Here is a 16,181-nt window from a genome sequence, read left to right on the forward strand (position 1 = left end):
CATTTTCAGATGCGACCCTCCCAGCGGCGACGCTGCACGATCGCCAAAACCTTCTTGCCGCTGGCGCCGCCGATGGCGTCGTCAAAGCCGGCATGTCTTCCTCCGACGCTCAACTAATAACGGCTTGCCGCCAACGTCAATTGCTATTTGTCCTACAAAACGGATTTTTCAAAATTCGCACGGCACTATTCGTCTGACAATTGCCTGTTCGACAATTGACGCCCGCGACGCCATTCGCGTAAATGACCGCATCGCTGTCCCCGGGAGGAGCTGGGGAAAGCCAACGGAAGCTGTCGCCTGTCCGCGTGCGGATGGGCCAGGCATGGGAGGCAAAGACGGGTGGCGGTTCTCGAACTCACCAACATCTCGAAGCATTTCGGCGCCATCCAGGCGGTCAACGACGTGTCGCTGTCGATCGAACCGGGCCAGGTTGTCGGCCTGATGGGCGACAATGGCGCCGGCAAGTCGACGCTGGTCAAGATGATAGCCGGCAACTTCCGGCCGAGCCACGGCACGATGCGGATGGATGACAAGGAACTGATCCTGCACAAGCCGGTCGAGGCGCGCCAGCACGGCATCGAGATCGTCCACCAGGACCTGGCGCTCTGTAACAATCTGACGGCGGCGGCCAATGTCTATCTCGGGCGCGAATTGCGCCGTGGCGTCGGCCCGTTCCGCATCCTCGACTATGCCGCGATGTACAAGCGCGCCGGTCAGATCTTCGCCGAGTTGAAGTCCGAGACCCGCCCGCGCGACCTCGTCAAGCAGATGTCGGGCGGCCAGCGCCAGGCGGTGGCGATCGCCCGCACCATGCTGTCGCAGGCCAAGATCGTGCTGATGGACGAGCCGACGGCGGCGATCTCGGTGCGGCAGGTGGCCGAAGTGCTGAACCTCATCCGTCATCTGCGCGACCAGGGCATCGCGGTAGTGCTGATCAGCCACCGTATGCCCGACGTCTTCGACGTCGCCGACCGCGTCATCGTCATGCGGCGCGGCAGGAAGGTCGCCGACAAGGCGATCGCGTTGAGTTCGCCCGAGGAAGTCACCGGGCTGATCACCGGCGCCATCGAGCAGGTGGCATGACAATGGCGACCCCGGATTTCACCGCGCATCGGCAGCGCAGGAAAGGTCTATAATGGCAGTCACCCTTGACCAGACGATCGCGCAGAAGCAGCACAGCTTCCTGTCGCGCCTGTTCTCCAGCCAGACTTTCTGGGTGGTGATCGCCGTCATCCTGGCCTGTATTTTCCTGTCCTTCGCCACCGACGCCTTCGCCACCTCGAAGAACCTCTACAACATCACCCGCAACATCACCTTCGTCGCCATCGTCGCGCTCGGCATGACTTTCGTCATCATCACCGGCGGCATCGATTTGTCGGTCGGCTCGGTGCTGTGCCTGTGCTCGATGGTGCTGGCCGTCACCATGCATGCCGGCTATTCGATCGAGATCGGCATTCTGGCTTCGATCGCCACCGCGCTCGTCATCGGCGCCTTCAACGGCATTTTTATCGCCTATCTGGGCTTTCCGCCCTTCGTAGTGACGCTCGGTATGCTGTCGATCGCCCGCAGCCTCGCCATGGTCGCCTCCAACAACACCGTCGTCTTCCAGTTCGGGCCGGACCACGACAAGCTGCTGGCGCTTGGCGGCGGCGCCTGGGTGTTCGGCATCGCCAATCCGGTGCTCTACATGATCCTGCTGGCGCTGATCACCGGTTTCATCCTGCGCTGGACGAAGTTCGGCCGTCATATCTTCGCCATTGGCGGCAACGAGCACGCGGCGACGCTGACCGGCGTGCCGGTGCGCCAGATCAAGGTCGCCGTCTACATGATCTCGGCGCTGTCGGCCGGCATTGCCGGCATCATCGAGACCGGCTGGCTCGGCGCCGTCACCACCAATCTCGGCAACGGCATGGAACTGCAAGTGATCGCCGCCACCGTCATCGGTGGCGCCAATCTCGCCGGCGGCGTCGGCACCGCCTTTGGCGCCATCGTCGGTGCTGCCCTCATCGAGGTGATCCGCAACAGCCTTGGCCTGCTTGGCATCAACGCATTCTGGCAAGGCACCTTCATCGGCGGCGCCATCCTGCTGGCGGTTTTGTTCGACCGCATCCGCAATTTCAGGCGCAGCGATTAGCGCTGCATCCACCTCCCCCTTGTGGGGGAAGGTGGCCTCGCGAAGCGAGGTCGGATGAAGGGTGTTCCAGGAAATACCAACGCCTCACTCCGCTGGAACACCGCGCCGGAGCGCTATTCCTTTCGCCTCCTATCGCTCAGTCTGAAAATCCGTCGCCAAGAACCCTTGCGAGCGCACGCCCCGGGCCCGTAGCTTGACGCGAGCCAGCACTCAGCCGCACAATCCCCCTGCAGGCGAAGGGAGGCCAGTCGCTTGCGGGAGGATATACCCATGACGGAAGCGATCAGGCTCTACTGGGGCCGGTTCGGACATGTTTCTGTCCTGAATGTCGCGAGCGACTTCGTCACCCATGCCCATGTCGAGGCACATCTGATCATCTGGCTCGAAGGCACCGCCGGCGAGATGACAATCGGCCGCGAGACGGTCCGCCTCGGCCCGGGCACCGCCGCCGGCATCAACTCGCTCCAGCCGCATAGCCACGTCCTGTCCCAGGATGGCAGGCCGGGCCTGTTCCTGGCCTTCTACATCGACCCGGACTGGGCGCGCCGGCGCCGCGACCTGCCATCCAGCGCGCCGCTGTTCTCGCAGGCGGCGATCGCACTCGAACCATGGCTGCACCAGGCCGCCGCCAGCCTGCTCGATCATCTCACCGACAATGAAAGCGTCGACGATGTCGCCAATTACGAGATCGAGCGCTTCATCGACTCAGTGCTCGATGCCGCCGACGCTTCGGCACCGCAGGAGGCGCGCGGCCGCATAAACACGATGCAGGATTTCCGCGTCCGCAAGGCGATCCAGCTGATGAAGGCCAATGTCTGCGAGCGGATCTCCTTCGATGACGTCGCCCGCGCCGTTGGCCTGTCCAGGCCGCATTTCTTCGCCTTGTTCAAGGAACAGACCAATCTGACGCCCAACGTCTACTGGAACACGCTGCGCATGGAGGAAGCGGTGCGGCAGCTGCAATGGTCGCGGGAGCCGCTGATCTCTGTCGCCTGCAATCTCGGCTTCACCACGCAAGGCAATTTCTCGCGCTTCTTCCGCGATCATGTCGGCGTGCCGCCGACGCTCTACCGCGAAGCCGCGCGGGCGACGGCCTGAACCGGCAGCAATCTGTTTTTCAGACTGGTTGATACACGCTCAAGACGCATTGATAACCGCTGCCCGCTCTGGCGCCCTACCCTTGCCGCAACGATCATTCGGAAGGGAACATTTTATGGCGAAAGTCACCATCTCCAGCGTCATCGACGCGCCGGTCGAAAAGGTTTGGGCGCGCATACGCGACTTCAACGGCCTGCCGGGCTGGCATCCGCGCATGGTCGAAAGCCATATCGAAGACGGCGAGGATTCCACCACGATTGGCTGCGTGCGCAACTTCCGGCTCGCCAGCGGCGCCCGCCTGCGCGAAAAACTGGTCGATTTTTCGGATGACGATTTCCTGGTCAGCTATTCCATCCTGGAAACACCGCAGCCGCTCACCAACCACAAGGCGACGCTGCAGCTCAGGCGCGTCACCGACGGCAACCGCACCTATGCCGAATGGACCGCCAGCTTCGACGCGGCCCCGGAGGAAGCCGACAAGCTGGCCGAGGGCATGGGTACCAATGTTTTTCAAGGCGGCTTCAATGCATTGAAGAGCCATTTCGCCGGCCAGAGCTGAAGGAGCGGGCCATGGCGCTGGCATTGCAGACATTCTCGACGGTGAAGGACGCGGATGCCGCCCTGAAGTCCGCCGGCACGCGCTATCTCGGCGGGGGTACACTCGTGGTCCGCGCGGCCAATGAAGGCGATGTCTCGGTCTCCGGCCTTGTCAGGTCGACCGACCCGGCGCTGTCGGCCATCGCGGTCAGCGGCGGTAAGGTCCGCATCGGCGCCTCGGTGACCATGGCGGAGATCGGCGGCCATCCGGAACTCGGCACCCTTGCCAAGGCCGCCCGCGCAGTCGGCGGCCCGGCGATCCGTAACATGGCGACCGTCGGCGGCAATCTGTTCGCGCCGGCGCCCTATGGTGATTTCGCCGTCGCCCTGCTGGCGCTCGATGCTACGGTCGGCACCGATGAGGGCGAAACGCCCATCGAGACCTTCCTGGCCGGACGGGACGATAGTCGCGCCATCGTCACGTCGGTCAGTTTCACGAAGGCTGACAGCTTCCGCTTCCTCAAAGTGTCGCGGGTCAAGCCCAAGGGGGTCGCGGTGCTCAGCATCGCGGTCGTTCTGGAACAGGCTGGAGACGGGACCGTGTCCTCGGCGCGGATCGCGCTCAGCTGCATGGCCGATCGGCCGATGCGTGCCAAGGCAGCGGAAAAGGCGCTGCTCGGCAGGACGCTCGATCCGGACGGCGTCGCGGCAGCGCTGGCCGCCGCCACCAAAGGCACCGCGCCCATCACCGATCCCATCGCCAGCGCCTGGTATCGCGCTGAAGTCCTGCCGGTCCATCTCGGCAGGCTGTTGCTCAGCTAATCACACGTGGGGGGCGCACGCTTGCCCTGCGGGGCAGGCGCGCAAGGAGGAAGAATGGCAAAGGTTCCGGTTCAATTCACGCTCAACGGGTCTGAAAAGGCCGAATTCATCGACAGCGCCACGACGTTGCTCAATGCCTTGCGCGACAAGATTGGCGACACCTCGCCGAAGGGCGGCTGCCACCAGGGCACGTGCGGCGCCTGCTCCGTTATTATCGACGGCGAGTTGAGGCTCTCCTGCCTGACGCTGGCCGAGACCTGCAATGGTGCAACGATCACCACCACGTCGGGCCTTGCCGAAGGCGGCGTGCTGCACCCGCTGCAACGGGCTTTTCTCGACACATTCGCTACCCAATGCGGCTTCTGCACGCCGGGCATGATCATGGCGGCCAAGGTGCTGCTCGACCACACCCCCAATCCCAGCCGCGAGGACGTCGTCGAGGCGCTGTCTGGGAACATCTGCCGTTGCACCGGCTACGAGCCGATCATACAGGCGGTGCTCGCCGCCGTCCGCGCCAATTCGCAGAACGCGGCTTGAGGGACCAAAGAATGGAACTGCGCAAGAGCTACTTCGCCGATGTCCGCAACGACGATCTGCACGAGATCGGCCAGCCCAGGCCACGCTCGGATTCGCCCGGCCACGTCACCGGCAGAACCGCCTATTTCGCCGACCGTAATTTCCCCGGCATGCTGCACCTCAAGATGGTGCGCAGCCCGCACCACCATGCCCGCATCCGCTCGATCGACACCTCCGAGGCCGAAAAACACCCAGGTGTTATCAAGGTGCTGACGGCCAAGGACGTGCCGCACAATGTCTACACCATCCTGATCCTCATCCAGATCGGACCGGAGGACGAGACGGTGCTGGCCGACGGCAAGGTGCGCTGGAAGGGCGAGGCCGTGGTGGCGGTGCTGGCCGAAACCGAGCGTGCCGCCCAGGAAGCGGCCGCCAAGGTCAAGGTCGACTATGAGGTGCTGCCCGCCGTCTTCGACATGGAAGAAGCACTGAAGCCCGGCGCGCCCATCGTCAACGAATATCACGGCCAGAACTATTACCTCTATGACAGCGGCGCGTGCCGCAAGGTGCGCTTCGGCGATGTCGAGGCGGGCTTTGCTCAAGCCGATCACGTGCTGGAGCAAAGCTATCAGTCCTCGCCGATCGAGCACGCGCCGACCGAGACCACCGGCTGCGTGGTGGCGCCTGAAGGCAATGACCGCTTCACCTGCTACACCAACACGCAGGCGATGTTCTTCACCCTCGACAACACATCGATCATCCTGCAGATGCCGGGCAGCAAGCTGCATTTCGTCGGCGGCACTGTCGGCGGCGGTTTCGGCGGCAAGGTCGATGTCATCGTCGAGCCAATCGCCATCCTCGGCGCAAAATTAACCGGGCGACCGGTCTGTTTTATCTACAGCCGCGAGGAGGAGATGCAGATTTCATCGCCCCGCGCGGCCGAAAAAGTCGTCATCAAGGACGGCGTCATGAAGGACGGCCGTATCGTCGCGCGGAAAGTCACAGGCTACACCGATGCCGGCGCCTACTCCCGCCACTCGCCCTATGGCGCGCAGAAGGGCGCGGGCCATTATCCCGGTCCCTACACCATCCCGAATGTCTGGATCGACACCTACTGCGTTTATACCAACCGCACGCCGTCATCGGCCATGCGCGGCTTCGGCGTCACCATCGGCGACTTCGCGCTGGAGGTGCAGATGGACAAGCTGGCCCGGCTGATCGGCATGGACCCGCTCGAATTCCGTTTCATCAACGCCTATCGCGACGGCGACATGAAGGCGCATCGCCAGCCGACGGAGGGTGCGGCACTGATCGAATGCATGCAGGAAGCCGCGCGCGTCGCCAACTGGCCGGTCGCGGAGAAATACATGGCGATGTCCTCCTACAAGAACGGAGCTTGAGATGGCGATCAGGCGCGGACGCGGCGTCGCCGCGATCAACTATCCCACGGGCATGAACCTCGGCGGCGACCCGACACAGGCGCTGGTGCATTCGACCCCGACCGGCAATTTCATGGTGACGCTGTCGTCGGTCGATCTCGGCCAGGGCATGAAGCAGATCATGGCTCAGATCTGCGCAGAGACGATCGGCGTGCCGACCGACCGCGTCGTTGTCGATACCGCCGACACCGATACCGGCCCGCATTGCATGGGCACCTTCGCCTCGCGCGGCACCCACCGCGCCGGCAATGCCGTCATCCAGGCCGCCAGGGAAGCCCGCCAGGTGATGCTGGAAGTGGCGGCCGAAGAGCTGGAGGTGAACGCCTCGGACCTCGAAACCGACGGCCAGGGCAACGTACTGGTCAAGGGCGCGCCGCAGAAATCCATCTCGATCTTCGATGTCGCGCTGTCGGCGCATTTCAAGCGCGGCCGCTCGATCTCCGGCCGCGGCATGTTTTTGATCCCGCGCTCCTATCCGGAGAAGGAAACCGGCGCGATGAAGCCATCGACCTGCTACGCTCATGCCTGCACGGTCGCGGAAGTCGAGGTCGACGACGAGACCGGCGAAGTCACGGTGCTCACCGTGAAGAACGTCTTCGAGATTGGCCGCGCGCTGAACCCGAAAATGGTCGAGCAGCAGCTGGTCGGCGGCTCCTGGATGGGCATCAGCCACGCGCTCTACGAAACGACCGAGCCCTATTATCCCAACCGCGACCATGGCGGCACCGACTTCAACCAGTATCTGATGCCTGGCCCCGGCGACCTCGCCGAGACCGAGATCATCGTGCTGGAGCGTCCCTCGGCCGACGGACCGTATGGCGCCAAGGGGCCAGGCGAAATGTGCGCCAACCCGCAAATACCGGCGGTTGCCAATGCCGTCTTCGACGCCGTCGGCGTGCGCATCGACACGCTGCCGATCACGCCCGAGCGCATTTTGCGCGCGCTGAAGGCGCAGGCTTCCAACTGAGTGCTGAGAATGCCCGATGTGAACACCGAGACTGTCGCGACCTCGCCGGAGGCGGTGGCACAGCATCTCGCCGCCTCGCGCTATCTGGCCGACGACAGCCTCGCCACCGCCATCTTCCTTGCCATCCGGCTCGGCAAGCCGCTGCTGCTCGAAGGCGCGCCGGGCGTCGGCAAGACGGAAGCTGCCAAGGCGATCGCCGAACTGATCGGCCGAGATCTGGTGCGTCTGCAATGTTACGAAGGCATCGACGCCGCGCACGCGCTCTATGAGTGGAATTATCAGCGCCAACTGCTCGCCATCCGCCATGCCGGCGAGCATGAGATCGACATCTATGACGACCGTTTCCTCATTGCCCGGCCGCTGCTGCAGGTGTTGAAGGCGCCGCAGCAACGCGTGCTTTTGGTCGATGAGATCGACCGCTCGGACCATGAATTCGAGGCGCTGCTGCTGGAATTCCTGTCCGACTTCCAGATCAGCATTCCGGAGCGCGGCACCATCCGCGCCGAGGCACAGCCAATCGTCATCCTGACCTCGAACCGCACCCGCGAACTTGCCGAGGCGCTGCGTCGCCGCTGCGTCTATCACTGGATCGGCTATCCCGACGCCGAACGCGAGGCCGCCATCATCATGCTGCGCGCCGGCAATGTCGCGCAGGCCACCGCACGCGCCGTGGCGACAGCGGTGCAGACCATCCGAGCTCGCCCGCTGGCCAAGCCCCCCGGCATCGCCGAGGCGGTCGAATGGGCGAACGCGGCCACCATTCTTGAAAAAGGCGGCAGCCCGTGGCCGGAAGCCTTCCGCCGCGCCATCGGCGTGCTGATCAAAGACGAGGAAGACCTCTCCTACATCGCGCCCGAGCTTGGCAGCATCGTCGAGGAGGCGCTGGCGTGAGCCGTGACCTCAACAATCCCTTCTCCCCGTTCACGGGGAGAAGGTGTCCCGAAGGGGCGGATGAGGGGCAGCGCCATGATGGGCAGAAGGTGGCGCCGCCCCTCACCTGCCCCCCGGCATCCTCTCCCCGTAAACGGGGCGAAGCAAGCTTGCCCCGTGCCGCCACACCCTTCCTCGGCTTCGCCCGGCTGCTGCGTCGCTACGGTTTCGCCATCGCCCCCGAACAAGTCTCCGGCTTCATGCAGGCGGTGACATTGCTTGGACCACGCTCGATGGCGGATATCCGCGAAGCAGCACTGGCCACCCTGGCGCCGCCACCTGACCGTCGCGACGAATTCGAGGCGCATTTCCAGAGCCATTTTTATGGCGACACATCAGCCGTGGTGGAAGGCGACGCCGACGAGGAAACCCGCATCAAGGATGATGGCGGCGCCGACGACGAGCGGATCGAGGCCGAGGAGCGACAGGAAGGCGGTGAGCTTTCCTCGGCGCTGGAGCAGTTGAGCAGCCGCGACTTCCAGCGCGACGGCGACAGGCTGACCGTCTTTCGCCGCCGACTGTCGAGCGCCTTGCCCGCGCGCCGCTCCTTCCGCATGGTGCGGACTCATTCGCGCGGCAAGCTCGACCTGCGCCGCTCGCTCAGGGAAATCGTCAGCGCCGATGGCGATATCCCCTCGCCCTTATTGCGCCGCCGCCAGACAGTGTCGCGCAAGCTGCTGATCCTCATCGACGTCTCAGGTTCGATGAAGCTTCACACGGCTGACTACCTCAAGCTCGCGCATGCCGCCGTGCAGGGCGCTGACCGGGCGGAAATCTTCACCTTCGGCACGCGTCTGACCCGCATCACATCAGCATTGCGCATCAGCGACTGCGACCAGGCGCTGGCGCGCGCGGCCGCCCAGGTTAACGACTGGGACGGCGGAACCCGCATGGGACCGACGCTGCTCGCTTTTCTATCGGTGCCGCGCTTTTCGTCCTTCGCGCGCGGTGCGGCAGTGGTCATCCTCTCGGACGCGCTGGAGCGCGGCGACCATGCCGAACTGGAGACGGCGATGCGCCGGCTGAGCGCCCGCGCCTTCCGGCTGTCGCTGGCGACACCTCTGGCCGGCGACCCGCGCTTCCAGCCGGCAACGGCGGCGCTTCGCGCTATCCTGCCAGTGCTCGACGATCTGGTGGACGGCTCGTCGGTGAACAGCCTCACCGATTTCATCCTGTCGCTCGCCCGCCCCGCCCCACGGGCGGCGACACTCTGGAAAAGGGTATCGTGATGCAGAAAGCCATCGACGCGCATTTCCACATCTGGCGCCAGCAGGATCAGCCCTGGCTGGTCGGGCCGATGGTGCCGCGCATCTTCGGCCCCTACGAGCCGATCCGCCGCGATTATCCGATCGAGGAGTTTCTCGCCGACCAGCAGGGTTCGGGTGTCGAGAAGGCCGTCTATGTCCAGACCAACTGGGCCAAGGAGGATTTCGAAAAGGAAGTCGCCTTCCTGCAGAAAACGGCCGACGAGACAGGCTGGCCGCACGCCATCGTCGGCTACACCGACATGACGGTGGACGATGTCAGGCCCCAGATCGACCGCTTGAAAAAGTATCCGCTGCTGCGCGGCGTGCGCATGCAACTGCATTGGCACGAGACGCCCGCCTTCCGCTTCGCTGCCTCGGCCGATCAGGTCATCGATCCAAAAGTACGCGCCAATGTCGCCCGGCTGAAAGACTACGGCCTGTCCTTCGACTTGCAGCTCTTTCCTGGCCAGATGAAGGACGGACTGACGCTGGTCGGCGAGAACCCGCAAACCAATTTCATTCTCACCCATGCCGGCATGCTGACCGGCATGGACGCGGAAACCACCGAAGCCTGGAAGGCCGGCCTGCGCACGCTGTCGGCGGCGCCGAACTTCTACGCCAAGCTGTCCGGTCTGGGCACCTTCGTCCACCGCAACGACCCCGGGCTGATTGCCTATATCGTCGACAATGCGATCGAGATATTGGGCGCGGATCACCTGATGTTCGGTTCGAATTTCCCCATCGAGAAGTTGTGGACGAGCCACGCCGAACTGATCAAGGCCCACCGCGCGGCTGTGGCGAAGCACGGTCCTGCGGCCGAGGCGGATATCTTCTGGAATACGGCGGAGCGGATCTACCGGCCAGCTTGACCGCCCGGCATCGCCGCGCCCTTGGCGCGGCGATGCCCTGGCAAGTCCTTACTGCGTCGGCAGCATGCCTTCGACATCGCTTGCCGCGTCGGTGAGCGCTTCCTTGGGCGTCGCCGACTGATCGACGATCCGCGACAGATTGTCGACGATGGTCTGCGTCACCTTCACACCGTTGGTGCCCGGGAAGGCATACCACGGAACCATCAGCGGCATCTGGCTGAGCCCGGCCTGGAACAGCGGGTTCTTCTTGTAGAAGTCGCCGAGATAGTCGGAAGACTTCGCCGCGAGCTCATTGTTGGGGACATAGCCCGTGCCGGGCACGACGACCGACGCGCCGTAAGGACCAGCGGCGAATTTCGCGAACTTCCAGGCGGCGTCCTGCTTTGCCGCATCCTTGGTCAGGATGACCACGGCGTTGCCGCCGGTCGGAAGATGGCCGTTGACGGGATCGATCAGCGGGATCTTGGCCGTGCGCAGCGTGAACTTGTCACCGACATTCTTGATGGTGTTGACCAGGGCGCCGGTGGTCTGGAACTCGAAGCCGACCTTGCCTGCCGCGAAAGCCTGCTCGCCAGCCGGCTTGGTGAAGACCGGCATGCCGCCCTCCTTCACCATCCGCTGCAGGATCTCGACTGCCTTCTCGCCTTCCGGCCCGTTGAAGGCGACCTTGCTTGCGTCCTCGTTCAGCATCTTGCCGCCGGCGCCGAACAGCAGCGCCGAAAACATCCAGTCGTCGCCCTGCCAGCGGAAGTCGATGCCGTCGACGCCATTGCCGAGCGCCTTGATCTTGCCGCCAAGCGCGATGACCTCGTCCCAGGTCTTGGGCGGATTGTCCGGATCGCCGCCGGCGGCCTTCACCAGGTCGGCATTGTAATACATGATCGGGTTCGAGGTGGCGAAGGCGAGGCCGACCTGCTTGCCGTTGACCTGCGCCAGCTTCAGGATCGTGTCGGAGAAGCCGAGCTCAGCCATGTTGCCTTCCTTCTTGACCAGCGGGCCAAGGTCGACGGCAACGTCGCGTTCGTTGAGCATGCGCAGGCGGTTGAGTCCGATGAAGGTGATGTCGGGCATTTCGTCGGTGCCGGCCTGGCGAAGGATGGTCTGGATGCCTTCCTCGTAGGTGGCGGACGGGCTGGCGAACTGGATCTTGATGTCAGGATTTTCTTCCATGAACTTCTTCGAGATCGTGTCCATCACGTTCTTGAAGAAGCCGGGCATCGGATAATGAACCGTCAGCGTCGTGTCGGCATAGGCCGGAAGGGCGAACGCCAGCGAAACCGCCGCCGCTGCGAGGATCCTGGGAAGTTGCTTCATATGCTCGTGCTCCTGTTCGAACCGGTCAGCCTTTGAGACCGGTCATGGTGATGCCTTCGACGAAGCGCTTCTGTGCGAACAGGAAGGCGACGACGAGTGGAAGGGTGATGATCAGCGTGGCGGCCATCAGCGCGCCATAGTCGTCGCCTGCCTCGGCGGCGCGGAAATACATCAGGCCGAGCGGCGGCGTGGCGTAGGCCTGCTTGCTGACGACGATCAGCGGCCAGTAGAGATCGTTCCAGTGCGCGACCACCGAGAAGATCGCGAACGCGGTGACGGCCGGCCAGGCGTTGGGGACGATGACGCGCGCGACGATGCCGAGTTCGGACATGCCGTCGAGCCGCGCCGCGTGGATGAGGTCGTCGGGCATGGCGCGGAAGAACTGCAGGAACATGAAGATCGCGAACACCGAGATGGTGAACGGCGCCACCAGCGAGGTGTAGCTGTTGAGCAGCGACATCCTATCGAAGGCGACGTAGAGCGGCAGCGCCGTGGCATGGATCGGCACCAGCAGGCCGAGCATGACCAGCACCATCATCAGCCGAGCGGCGCGGAACTTCAGCTTAGCCATGGCGTAGGCGCAAGGAATGGCGACCAGCACCTGGAAGAAGAAGATCAGGCCGCAGACGACAACGCCGTTCCACAGCAGCGTTGCCATCGGCACCTTGTTCAGCCCCTTGGCGAAATTCTCGCCGAAGTAGAAATGCTCGGGGATGAGCGACAGCGACGAGGTGAAGATGTCGCTCTGCGTCTTGCCCGCGGTCGAGATCATGAAAATGTAAGGCGCAAGGATCATCAGCGCGCCGAGCGAAAGCAGCACGAAACGGATGATGCGGCCGGTCGGGATACTGGTCATGTGTAATGCACCCGCCGGTCGAGCACGCGATATTGGAGAAGCATCAGCACGACGAGGATCGCCAGGAAGACGACCGTCATCGCCGAGGCATAGCCGACGCGCAGATAGACGAAACCTTCCTGGTAGATGGTGAACAGCAACACTTCGGAGGCTTTGTTAGGCCCGCCGTCGGTCAGCATCTTCACAGTCTCGAAGATCTTCACCGCATTGGTGATGCTGATGGTGACGACAAACAGCGTCGTCGGCCCGAGCATCGGCCAGGTGACCAGGAAGAACCGGTCGAGCGCCGATTTCGCGCCGTCGACATGTGCGGCGGCATAGAGTTCGCGCGGGATCGCCGTCAGGCCCGCCAGGAACAACACCATGTTGAAGCCCACCGACTGCCAGACGCCGATGATCGACAGGCTGTAGAGCACGGTGCTCGAGGCGCCGAGCCAGTTCGGACCGGGAATGCCGGCGAGCGCAAGCAGCGCGTTGAGTGGTCCGATCGTCGGATGGAAGAGGTACTGCCAGACAGTCGCCATGGCGACGATCAGCGAAGCCACAGGCAGGAAATAGACGGTACGGAAGAAGCCGCGCGCGCGCGGTTCGCCTTCGATCAGCAAGGCAACGCCGAGACCGAGCACGATCGAGACCGGTGCCACGATCGCGGTATAGACTGACGTGTTCCACAGCGATCTGCGGAAGGTGCGGTCGGTCAGGAGATGCGCGTAGTTCTCGAAGCCGACCAGGCGAAATTTGCCATAGCCGAGCTCGAAATCGGTGAAGCCGAGAAAAATAACGGCAATCACTGGCAGCAGCACGAACAGCAGCAGCAGCACGATCGCGGGAGCCGCCAGCAGCCAGGCGGTGCGATCTTCGCTGCGCCTGTGGAGGGCCGCGGCGCTCGGGACATTGCCCGCCAGCGCGATACTAGACATAGGCCGGCTCCTGGCGTGCGGGCGCGGCACTCGCCGTACGCAGCCGCCTTCCCTCTGGCCCGAACACCATGGCCTGTTCGGGTGACAGAAGGACACCCGCCGGCATTCCCGCGATCAGCTCTCTCGCCTCGTGCGGTGCCAGCTTGGCGATGACATTGTCGCCGGTCACGTCGAGCCGGCAGTGGGCGACGACCTCCGATCCGAGGAATTCCAGACGCTCGATCCGCCCGGCAAGGCCGCTCCGCCCGCTGGGAGACAGTTTGACGAATTCAGGCCGGATGCCGAGGCTGACAGCGCCATTCGCCACCTTCTCCAGCAAGGCCAGCCGGATGCCCATGAAATCGACACGGCCGTTTTCGGCGCGTGCCGGTATGATGTTGATCCTCGGCTGGCCGACAAAGCGCGCAACCTCGATATGGGTGGGATCGTTGTAGATCGCTTCGGGCGCGGCCAGCTGCAGCAGGTTGCCGCCAATCATCACCGCCACGCGATCGGCCATCGAAAGCGCTTCGGCCTGGTCATGCGTCACATAGAGCGTCGGCACGCCGGCGCGGCGGTGCAGTTCCACGATCTCGCCGCGGGCATGGACGCGCAGATTGGCGTCGAGATTGGAAAGCGGCTCATCCATCAGGAAGATGCTGGGGTGGCGCACCATGGCGCGTGCCAAGGCCACGCGCTGCCGCTGCCCGCCCGACATCTGTCCCGGCTTGCGGTCGATCAGATGGTCGATCTTCAGCACCGTCGCCATCTCACGGACATCGCGCGAAATGCCGGCGCGGATCTCTTTCTGGCCCGGCAGGACCGAGCCGACCAGCGGCAGCCGCTGCGTCCGGCTCAGCCGCTTCATGGCCAGTGGAACCGCGATGTTCTGGCCAGCCGTCAGATGCGGATAGAGCGCGTAGGACTGGAACACCATGGCGATGTTGCGATCGGCCGCGGCGACCGCCGACATGTCCTTGCCGCCGACGAAAATCTCGCCGTTGTCGGCATGATCAAGCCCCGCCAGAATGCGCAGCAAGGTGCTTTTGCCGCAGCCGGAGGGACCGACCAGGGCGATGAACTCGCCTGCTTCGACGTCGAGGCTGACGCCGTTCAGGACGGCATTGCCGCCAAAGGACTTGTTCAGATCGCGAAGCGAGAGCGCGCTCATGATGCGACCTTCCCGCGGACCTTGTGCGCCTCGTCCGGGTAGACCTCCTCGACCACGTCGTCGAGGACATGGACGCTCATGCCTGGGATCGCGACGATCTCACTGGTGACTGTGTCGCCGAATTCATGCACGACCGCGCCGAGCAGCCGCTCGCCCGGCATGTCGCGCTCCATGTCGCCGACGACGAAGGCCGCCGAAGGCCCCCATACCAGCGCGGTGCTTTCGTATTTGCCTTGCCATGCCCGGTGCAGGTGACCGCTGGCGAACAATGCAACATCATGGGAACCGATCAGGTCATAAAGACGCTGGCGCTGCGTCGGCCGAACGCTCCAGTAGCCGGTGTCGCCCTCACCCGGCTCATCGATGAACAACGGCTTGTGGGCAAAGAGCGCGATGCGACGGCCGCCGCGGCTTTCCAGCACAGTCCGCAACCATTCGAACTGGGCCTCTTCCTCGGCATCATCAAAGCCCATCAGCAGGCTGTCGAGGCCGATAAATCGCCAGTTTCCAGCGTCCTCCATCCAGTAATCGGGACCGACCAGCCGGCGCCAGCGCTCAAGACGTTCCGCATTGACCGGCTGCAACGAGCCGGGCAGATGGCCGACATCGTGATTGCCAGGCACGAGCAGCATCGGGACCGAAATCTCCCGCATCAGCTCCATGCAGAAGCTGATGTCGGCATCCTTGTCGGCGCCATCGACGCTAAGATCGCCGGTGTGGATGACGAGGTCGGCGCCGCTCTGCGCGATCCAGGCGGCCAGCGGCTCCCAATTGCTGTTGAAATGCGGCTTGCTCGGGCTGAAATGGGTATCGGTGATCTGGACGATTTTCATGCCGGCTCCACTGCGAGAGCCGGCTGCCGGAAACCCACCGGCGCGACTTCGCGTGGGTCTCCTTAGTGCCGTTACATGTCACTTCCTTAACAGGCAGGGGACAAATGTTCCCCGCCATGCCGATAGGCTGGCTGACGGCTAGCTTTTCACCTCGAATTGCGTATCGACCGGGATCTGCATGGCCGTGACCAGATGATTGGTCTGGCCGGCGAGCCCGATGATCGATACCAACTCGCCATGCTGTACATCGGTCATGCCCTTGGCCCGCGCTGCCGCCGTGTGCGAATGAACGCAGTAGGAACAGCCATTGGCCGTCGATACCGCGATATAGATCATTTCCTTGGTCAATGGGTCGATGGCGCTGTCGGCGACCATCACCACCTTCAGCTGCTCCCAGATGCGCTTCAACGCCGCCGGATCATTGGCGAGCCCTCGCCAGAAATTGTTGACGAAATCCGATTTGCGCGTCGCCCTGATGTCGTCGAACACCGCCTTCACTACCGGGATCTTCTCCACCTCGGCATCGCTGAGGAGTCTTGTGGTGGCCAT

17 protein-coding genes are annotated in these 16,181 nt (G+C 63.7%); 11 read left to right on the forward strand and 6 right to left on the reverse strand.

Going from position 1 to position 16,181, the window contains the following annotated elements:
* Positions 1-339: 339 nt before the first annotated feature.
* From FJ492_RS05905 to FJ492_RS05955, 11 genes are all read left to right on the forward strand, one after another.
* The gene (locus tag FJ492_RS05905; protein ID WP_027141547.1) at positions 340-1,083 is read left to right on the forward strand and encodes an ATP-binding cassette domain-containing protein; all 744 of its coding nucleotides are present in this window, start codon (positions 340-342) and stop codon (positions 1,081-1,083) included.
* A 52-nt stretch (positions 1,084-1,135) separates the two neighbouring features.
* Positions 1,136-2,134: an ABC transporter permease gene (locus FJ492_RS05910; RefSeq protein WP_140502312.1), complete on the forward strand. Its 999-nt coding sequence runs from the start codon at positions 1,136-1,138 to the stop codon at positions 2,132-2,134.
* A gap of 270 nt (positions 2,135-2,404) precedes the next feature.
* Positions 2,405-3,232 carry an AraC family transcriptional regulator gene (locus tag FJ492_RS05915; RefSeq protein ID WP_140713613.1) on the forward strand — a complete coding sequence of 276 codons (828 nt, stop codon included), beginning with the start codon at positions 2,405-2,407 and terminating at the stop codon, positions 3,230-3,232.
* Positions 3,233-3,347: 115 nt separating this feature from the next.
* Positions 3,348-3,791, forward strand: coding sequence for an SRPBCC family protein (locus FJ492_RS05920; protein WP_140768951.1), 444 nt, complete (start codon positions 3,348-3,350; stop codon positions 3,789-3,791).
* A gap of 11 nt (positions 3,792-3,802) precedes the next feature.
* Positions 3,803-4,591: an FAD binding domain-containing protein gene (locus FJ492_RS05925; RefSeq protein ID WP_140768953.1), complete on the forward strand. Its 789-nt coding sequence runs from the start codon at positions 3,803-3,805 to the stop codon at positions 4,589-4,591.
* Positions 4,592-4,645: 54 nt separating this feature from the next.
* Positions 4,646-5,128: a (2Fe-2S)-binding protein gene (locus FJ492_RS05930; RefSeq protein WP_140768955.1), complete on the forward strand. Its 483-nt coding sequence runs from the start codon at positions 4,646-4,648 to the stop codon at positions 5,126-5,128.
* A gap of 11 nt (positions 5,129-5,139) precedes the next feature.
* A complete protein-coding gene (locus FJ492_RS29440) occupies positions 5,140-6,507 on the forward strand; it encodes a xanthine dehydrogenase family protein molybdopterin-binding subunit (protein ID WP_140768957.1) in 1,368 nt (455 codons plus the stop codon).
* Position 6,508: 1 nt separating this feature from the next.
* Complete coding sequence (locus FJ492_RS29445) at positions 6,509-7,513, forward strand: molybdopterin cofactor-binding domain-containing protein (protein WP_140502306.1); 1,005 nt, start codon at positions 6,509-6,511, stop codon at positions 7,511-7,513.
* A gap of 9 nt (positions 7,514-7,522) precedes the next feature.
* Positions 7,523-8,404, forward strand: a complete 882-nt coding sequence (locus FJ492_RS05945) for a MoxR family ATPase (protein ID WP_140713622.1) — start codon at positions 7,523-7,525, stop codon at positions 8,402-8,404.
* A 149-nt stretch (positions 8,405-8,553) separates the two neighbouring features.
* Complete coding sequence (locus FJ492_RS05950; RefSeq protein ID WP_140768959.1) at positions 8,554-9,672, forward strand: VWA domain-containing protein; 1,119 nt, start codon at positions 8,554-8,556, stop codon at positions 9,670-9,672.
* Positions 9,672-10,559, forward strand: coding sequence for an amidohydrolase (locus FJ492_RS05955; protein WP_181166588.1), 888 nt, complete (start codon positions 9,672-9,674; stop codon positions 10,557-10,559). The genes FJ492_RS05950 and FJ492_RS05955 overlap by 1 nt, the downstream gene beginning before the upstream one ends.
* 48 nt (positions 10,560-10,607) lie before the next feature.
* Here FJ492_RS05955 and FJ492_RS05960 read toward each other — a convergent pair whose 3' ends face one another.
* The 6 genes from FJ492_RS05960 to FJ492_RS05985 form a co-directional block, all read right to left on the reverse strand.
* Entirely contained in the window at positions 10,608-11,873 is a 1,266-nt protein-coding gene (locus tag FJ492_RS05960; protein ID WP_140768963.1) for an ABC transporter substrate-binding protein, read from the reverse strand.
* 25 nt (positions 11,874-11,898) lie between these two features.
* Entirely contained in the window at positions 11,899-12,729 is an 831-nt protein-coding gene (locus tag FJ492_RS05965) for a carbohydrate ABC transporter permease (RefSeq protein ID WP_140768965.1), read from the reverse strand.
* Positions 12,726-13,649 carry a sugar ABC transporter permease gene (locus tag FJ492_RS05970; protein ID WP_140768967.1) on the reverse strand — a complete coding sequence of 308 codons (924 nt, stop codon included), beginning with the start codon at positions 13,647-13,649 and terminating at the stop codon, positions 12,726-12,728. The genes FJ492_RS05965 and FJ492_RS05970 overlap by 4 nt, the downstream gene beginning before the upstream one ends.
* Positions 13,642-14,799: an ABC transporter ATP-binding protein gene (locus FJ492_RS05975; protein WP_140768969.1), complete on the reverse strand. Its 1,158-nt coding sequence runs from the start codon at positions 14,797-14,799 to the stop codon at positions 13,642-13,644. Before FJ492_RS05975 ends, FJ492_RS05970 begins: the two co-directional genes overlap by 8 nt.
* A complete protein-coding gene (locus tag FJ492_RS05980) occupies positions 14,796-15,632 on the reverse strand; it encodes a metallophosphoesterase (RefSeq protein ID WP_140768971.1) in 837 nt (278 codons plus the stop codon). The genes FJ492_RS05975 and FJ492_RS05980 overlap by 4 nt, the downstream gene beginning before the upstream one ends.
* Before the next feature lie 138 nt (positions 15,633-15,770).
* Complete coding sequence (locus FJ492_RS05985; RefSeq protein ID WP_140502297.1) at positions 15,771-16,181, reverse strand: carboxymuconolactone decarboxylase family protein; 411 nt, start codon at positions 16,179-16,181, stop codon at positions 15,771-15,773.

Origin of the sequence: Mesorhizobium sp. B2-5-4, assembly GCF_006441095.1 — a bacterium.
GTDB classification, from domain to species: Bacteria; Pseudomonadota; Alphaproteobacteria; order Rhizobiales; family Rhizobiaceae; genus Mesorhizobium; species Mesorhizobium salmacidum.

Excerpts from the sequence above, each read along its gene's own strand:
- FJ492_RS29440 (WP_140768957.1), top strand. The coding sequence starts at position 5,140 with ATGGAACTGCGCAAGAGCTACTTCGCCGATGTCCGCAACGACGATCTG.
- FJ492_RS05965 (WP_140768965.1), bottom strand. The coding sequence starts at position 12,729 with ATGACCAGTATCCCGACCGGCCGCATCATCCGTTTCGTGCTGCTTTCG.
- FJ492_RS05955 (WP_181166588.1), top strand. The coding sequence starts at position 9,672 with ATGCAGAAAGCCATCGACGCGCATTTCCACATCTGGCGCCAGCAGGAT.
- FJ492_RS05915 (WP_140713613.1), top strand. The coding sequence starts at position 2,405 with ATGACGGAAGCGATCAGGCTCTACTGGGGCCGGTTCGGACATGTTTCT.
- FJ492_RS05920 (WP_140768951.1), top strand. The coding sequence starts at position 3,348 with ATGGCGAAAGTCACCATCTCCAGCGTCATCGACGCGCCGGTCGAAAAG.
- FJ492_RS05930 (WP_140768955.1), top strand. The coding sequence starts at position 4,646 with ATGGCAAAGGTTCCGGTTCAATTCACGCTCAACGGGTCTGAAAAGGCC.
- FJ492_RS05970 (WP_140768967.1), bottom strand. The coding sequence starts at position 13,649 with ATGTCTAGTATCGCGCTGGCGGGCAATGTCCCGAGCGCCGCGGCCCTC.
- FJ492_RS05960 (WP_140768963.1), bottom strand. The coding sequence starts at position 11,873 with ATGAAGCAACTTCCCAGGATCCTCGCAGCGGCGGCGGTTTCGCTGGCG.
- FJ492_RS05975 (WP_140768969.1), bottom strand. The coding sequence starts at position 14,799 with ATGAGCGCGCTCTCGCTTCGCGATCTGAACAAGTCCTTTGGCGGCAAT.
- FJ492_RS05985 (WP_140502297.1), bottom strand. The coding sequence starts at position 16,181 with ATGGCCACCACAAGACTCCTCAGCGATGCCGAGGTGGAGAAGATCCCG.
- FJ492_RS05910 (WP_140502312.1), top strand. The coding sequence starts at position 1,136 with ATGGCAGTCACCCTTGACCAGACGATCGCGCAGAAGCAGCACAGCTTC.
- FJ492_RS05980 (WP_140768971.1), bottom strand. The coding sequence starts at position 15,632 with ATGAAAATCGTCCAGATCACCGATACCCATTTCAGCCCGAGCAAGCCG.
- FJ492_RS05925 (WP_140768953.1), top strand. The coding sequence starts at position 3,803 with ATGGCGCTGGCATTGCAGACATTCTCGACGGTGAAGGACGCGGATGCC.
- FJ492_RS29445 (WP_140502306.1), top strand. The coding sequence starts at position 6,509 with ATGGCGATCAGGCGCGGACGCGGCGTCGCCGCGATCAACTATCCCACG.
- FJ492_RS05945 (WP_140713622.1), top strand. The coding sequence starts at position 7,523 with ATGCCCGATGTGAACACCGAGACTGTCGCGACCTCGCCGGAGGCGGTG.